This is a genomic window from Pseudoalteromonas distincta (assembly GCF_005877035.1).
GTDB lineage: Bacteria > Pseudomonadota > Gammaproteobacteria > Enterobacterales > Alteromonadaceae > Pseudoalteromonas > Pseudoalteromonas distincta.
The window spans coordinates 679627-685505 of record NZ_CP040558.1 but is presented as its reverse complement, the minus strand read 5'-3'; the positions used below and the strand labels follow the sequence as shown (position 1 = coordinate 685505).

3 protein-coding genes are annotated in these 5879 nt (G+C 39.1%); all 3 read left to right on the top strand.

Going from position 1 to position 5879, the window contains the following annotated elements; translation table 11 throughout:
• Positions 1–238: 238 nt before the first annotated feature.
• The 3 genes from FFU37_RS03055 to FFU37_RS03045 all read left to right on the top strand — a co-directional run bounded on the left by FFU37_RS03055 (position 239) and on the right by FFU37_RS03045 (position 5879).
• Positions 239–2215, top strand: coding sequence for a TolC family outer membrane protein (locus FFU37_RS03055; protein WP_138488694.1), 1977 nt, complete (start codon positions 239–241; stop codon positions 2213–2215).
• A 107-nt stretch (positions 2216–2322) separates the two neighbouring features.
• Positions 2323–4461 (top strand): type I secretion system permease/ATPase, encoded by a 2139-nt coding sequence (locus FFU37_RS03050; protein ID WP_138488693.1) that lies wholly within the window; start codon positions 2323–2325, stop codon positions 4459–4461.
• Positions 4458–5879, top strand: coding sequence for an HlyD family type I secretion periplasmic adaptor subunit (locus FFU37_RS03045; RefSeq protein ID WP_138488692.1), 1422 nt, complete (start codon positions 4458–4460; stop codon positions 5877–5879). Before FFU37_RS03050 ends, FFU37_RS03045 begins: the two co-directional genes overlap by 4 nt.

Below are 5879 nucleotides of genomic sequence, written 5' to 3'. Positions count from 1 at the left end.
TTTGGTACCCTCAAACTTTTTAAAATAACAATCTAATAAGTTAAAGGTAGGACAAAAAAGCCACATAGATACTGTACTCAAGTACAGGTTTAGAAGAAAAATTCAAAAATAAAAATCAACAAGAAAGTGGTAGAAATTTTTTTTTATGCTAACCAAAACGATTACTTGCAAAAATAGTATTCCTTTACTAAATACTTAAGGGAGTATTTTCGGTCTTAACAGGATCTAAGAGGAAGAAATGATTACAAAAAACACTTTTAAGAAACATCAAGGGACTATGTTAATCGGGCTAACGATTACAGCCGCAACTCTACTAAACTATGTGCATGCGAATGAACAATCAGCAATGCCACTTACCTATGTCTCAAGTAAGGCAATTGAAAACAATCCTGAAGTACAAGAAGCATGGCATGCTTTTAAATCTTCGATTTATGGGGTCGATGCTGCCCGCTCTGGTTATTTACCAAGTGTTGATGTATCGGCAAGCGCGGGGTATGAAAGAAGAAATTACGGTGTTGAAGAAGAATATAACCGTAATACAGCCGAGTTAAGTGTTACTCAAATGCTTTACGACGGTTTTAGGACCTCTAATACTGTTGATCGCTTTAAACGCATTCAACTCATTAGATACTTTGAGCTTATTTCTCAAACAGAACAAACAGCACTTGAAGCCTCAATAGCCTTGCTTGACGTACAAAAATTCAAAGAGTTAGTACAACTTGCAGAAGCAAATTTACAAGAGCACGAGTCTGTATATCAACAAATAGAACAAAGTGTAGGCGCTGGTGTAGCGCGCGCTGCCGATCTAGAACAAATTAGTGGGCGCTTATCTTTAGCACAATCTAACGTATTAACGGAGTACTCAAATTTACATGATGTAAGCGCTCGCTACTTAAGGGTTGTAGGAGAGCTTCCTATGAACGACACAAAGCAAGCTGACCTTGATGAAAAAAATATACCAATTTCAGTTAATCAAGCGCTAGACGTCGCTTACAAAAATAGCCCTTCGTTTTACGCCTCTTTGTATAATATTGAAGCACAAAAAGCGAACGCAAAAGCACAAAAAGCAGCGTTTCATCCTAACGTAGATTTATCTGCCCGCTACGGTAGCCAAGATAGAGATGAACTTGGTCAAAATGAAACCAGAACAGAAGCGCGAGTCGGCATCGATATTAGCTATAATTTATATAATGGTGGTCTTGATAATGCCAATTTAGAACAAGCCTATCAGGATATAAACATTGCAAAATATCAACGCGATCAGTCTTGTATTGATATTCGTCAGAGTCTGCAAATTGCTTATTACAACGTCACTATATTAGAGCAAAAGTTACCGGCGCTTGATCAACATCGTGCATCATCAACTAAAGTTAAAATTGCGTATAAGGATCAATTCGATATAGGCCAACGAACTCTACTAGACGTACTTGATGCCGAAAACGAATCATTTCAATCAACACGTTCATACATAGTCGCGCTTTACGACCGTCAATCAGCTATTTTAACTATGCTAAAAGAAATGGGGAAATTACTGCCAGCACTTAACGTGATGTCAGATAAATATCCTACATTAAAAGAGCTAACTGACGACCCTATTGTTCATAACGCACAAAATATTTGTCCGAGTTACGATGTAGCAACCACCTTTAGCCGCAAGGCATTTCTTCAAAAAAAAGCTAAGCAAGATAATGCCTACATGAGTGTAACGGCTATGCCAAGGTACTTAGATATACCGCTGGAAACCGACACGTCAGCAAGCAGCTTTACCGATGATGATGGTGACGGTGTACCAAATGAGCAAGACACTTGCCCAAGCACACCTTTGAGTACAAATGTAGATTTATCTGGTTGCACAATTTATAGCGCATCAACCTCAAATATAGAAATTGGTATTCCTTTTTCTGCTGACTCAAGCGATGTAAGGTCTCAATATATTCAAGAAATTAGTCGGCTTGCAGATTTTTTAAAAGAGAACCCAACTAAACAGGTTGAAATACAAGGTCATGCCTCTTTAGATGGAGACCGTATATATAACCGTAAACTATCAGAAAAACGTGCGTTTGCCGTAGCTGAAATTCTGATTAAGCAATTCGATGTAGAACCTAAACGTGTTAAATCGTTTGGGTATGGCATCGATCAACCACGTGTAAACGAAATATCAGTAAGAGCAAATGCTGCGAATCGACGTATCGAAGCTGTAATTACTGATATCTAAGTCAATTAACGTTATGTAAATAACCTAGACTCGACTTGAAATATTTAAGTCGAGTTTAGGTTTACTAGTAACAATCGTATGCAGTTCTACATAACATTGGATGGTGTATGGAATTAAACGATGTACTTGATCATGGTGGCATCCTCGTTGACTGCCTAGCAGTTTTATGTCGTCATCATGGTAAAGAGTTTTCAAGAGAAGCACTATTAAATGGACTTCCTCTAACTGATGGAAATCTTACTCCATCAGGTTTTTCGCGCGCAGCAAAGCGCATTGGCTTTAAATCAAAAGTAGTTAATAAGCCACTACAAAAAATAAATACAGCACTGCTACCTGCCATCTTAATTTTAAAAGATAACCAAGCCTGTGTTATTAATTCTATTGATTACGATAAACAGTTGGTGAGTGTAATTTACCCAGAACTTACAGAATCAGTTATCGAACAAAGCATTGATGAGTTAGCTGCTAACAGTGTAGGTTTAGTTATTTATGCTCAACCAGAGTTTGCATTTGATGAGCGAACACCTGTACTTGAAAAACTATCGAAAGACGGATGGTTTTGGGGAGTAATTAAAGAATGCCGCTCACTTTATAAAGACGTAATTATTTCGGCTGTTGCTTTGGGCTTTTTGTCGGTTGCTATGCCTTTATTTGTAATGAACGTATATGACCGCGTAGTGCCCAACCACGCAACAGAAACCTTATGGGTACTTGCCATTGGCATTTTAATAGCACTCACTGCTGACTTTGTTTTGCGCTTAGTAAGAGGCTACTTTGTAGAGCTTGCTGCCAGTAGGATAGATGTCAAAGTATCGGCTGTAATAATGGAGCGGGTATTAGGTATGAAACTAAAAAACCGCCCATCATCCGCAGGCTCCTTTGCTAGCAACATTCAATCATTTGAAGCTGTACGTAACTTTTTTAGCTCCATAACACTTGTCGCATTAGTCGACTTACCATTCGTAGTTTTGTATTTAATTGTTATTGCCATTATTGGCGTACCTCTAAGTTTACCTATTATCGCGGGCGCACTTATATTATTAGCTTACGCTATAGCCGCACACCGCAAACTTGAGGCTCTTTCAGAACAAACAATGAAAGCAAGCTCAATGCGAAATGCAGTATTAGTCGAAAGCTTAACCAATATTGAAGATGTAAAGAGCTTTCACTCAGAGTGTAAAACACAGTCTATATGGGAAAAGTCGACCATTTACATTGCACAAGTAAACGCACATAGCCGACTCGTTTCTAGCTCTATATCAAATACAGCATCATGGATACAGCAATGCGTAGGCGTAATAATAATGATAATAGGCGTGCACCTCGTTATTGAAGGTGAGCTAACTCAAGGCGGGTTAATTGCAGCCTACCTATTATCGTCTCGTGCTATGGGCCCAATCGGGCAGTCGGCCGCTGTTTTAGCACAATATCATCATGCCGCAATAGCAATGCAATCACTGAACGAGATTATGGAAAAAGAGATCGAGCGTCCACCTGGTAAGCATTGGTTAAGCCACCCTATTTTGAAAGGCGATATAGAATTTAAAGATGTATGTTTTAAATACTCTGACGAATCGCATAATGCGCTCAACGGCGTTAGTTTTAAAATTAAAGCCGGTGAAAAAGTCGCCATTCTAGGACGTAATGGCTCAGGTAAAAGTACATTAGAAAAGCTTATTTTAGGACTATACGAACCCTGTTCAGGATCAATTTTGATGGACAATAATGATATACATCAAATTGACCCAGCTGAGCTTCGTCATAATATTGGCTACCTACCACAAACCGTTGCTCTGTTTTATGGAACCTTGAAAGACAACCTCACCATGAGTGCTTGGCATGCCAAAGACGAGCAAATTATTGAAGCCTGTGAGCGAAGCCAATTATTTGATTTAATTAATTCGCACCCAGACGGATTTGATTTACAAGTAGGCGAGCAAGGTCGTCAATTATCAGGTGGGCAGCGCCAAGCTGTAGGTATGGCAAGAGCCATAATTAACGACCCTCCAATACTATTACTAGATGAGCCAACCTCATCACTAGATCATAATAGTGAAAGTAAAATTATTAATAATTTAAAGGGTTATTCTAAAGATAAAACCTTAATCGTGGTGACTCACCGCTCATCATTACTTGAGCTTGTTGACCGAATTATAGTTTTAGATAACGGAAAAGTAGTTGCTGATGGACCAAAACAAAAAGTAATTGCAGCGTTAAATAATAAGACAGTGGAGCAAGCCTCATGAGTGACAATAAAAAACCACTTGAACAGCGCTCCTTTGAATCTGTTAGCAGAGCAATAGAAGCAAGAAAACAAGGCAAGCCATCAGTATTTAATAAACTATTTAAAGGATGGATTTCTCCGCCTAACAGCCAAGACTGGGTAGTAGATGCTCAGTGGGAAAAAATGCAACAGGAGCCAGCAAGCGCTAGGTTATTGCTCTATTTAATTTGTTTAACGTTTATATGCCTTATTGTGTGGTCTGGTTTTGCTAATTTAGATGAAGTTGCCCGTGGTGAGGGGCGAGTTATTCCCTCCAATAAATTACAACTTATTCAATCTTATGATGGTGGTATGGTCGAAAAAATAAATGTAAAAGAGGGGCAAATAGTAAATGAGGGGGATGTACTCATTAAAATAGACCCTACCCGCTTTATTTCTAGCTTTAGAGAAAACCAATCCAAAGTTGAGTCGTTAAGCGCAAAAGTAGCGAGACTCAGAGCACTCACTCAAAAAAAGGAGCTCGTATTTAGCGAGTCTGTTATTAAAAATGCGCCTAGAGTTGTGCAACATGAGCGCTCTCTTTATTTGAGCAACAGCCAAGAATTAGAGCAACAAGTAAGTATTCACAAACGCCAATTAGAGCAGCGACACCAGGATTACATTGAAGCCAAAGCGGCACTTGAACAGCATACGAGCGCGCTGCGCTTAACAAACAGAGAGCTCTCTGTTACTCGCCCACTGTTACGCACGGGTGCTATTTCAGATATAGATATTATTCGTTTAGAGCGCCAAATAGTTGATCTAAACGGCGAGATAAACAGAACCAAGGCAGTTATAAATAGGAGCCTTTCGGCCATTAACGAAGCTAAAAATAAAGTAACCGAAGTTGAACTCGTTATGATTAACCGTTGGAACAATGAACTATCCGAAGCGCTACTTAGACTAGATTCAATTAAAGAAACTGAATCTGGCTTGGCCGATAAAGTAACTCAAACTGAAATACGTTCTCCTGTTAAAGGCACTGTACAGCGATTATTAGTTAATACTGTTGGCGGTATTTTACAGCCCGGTAGCGATGTTATGGAAATTGTGCCGCTTGACGATCAACTTGTAGTAGAGGCAAAAATTCCGCCTAAAGACATTGCATTTTTACGCCCTGGGCAATCTGCGATGATAAAATTTAGTGCCTACGACTTTGCCGTATATGGAGGCCTTGAGGCAGAGGTTTTACATATTAGCGCCGATACCATTACAGATGACCGTGAGAATACCTTTTATTTGGTGCAACTAAAAACCACCAAAAATAACTTTTCAAAAGAGCTGACTATTATTCCAGGAATGACCACTCAAGTGGATATTATTACCGGTAAAAAAACCGTACTTGAGTATCTTTTAAAACCAGTTCTTAGAGCTACATCGCAAGCAATGACAGAGCGTTAA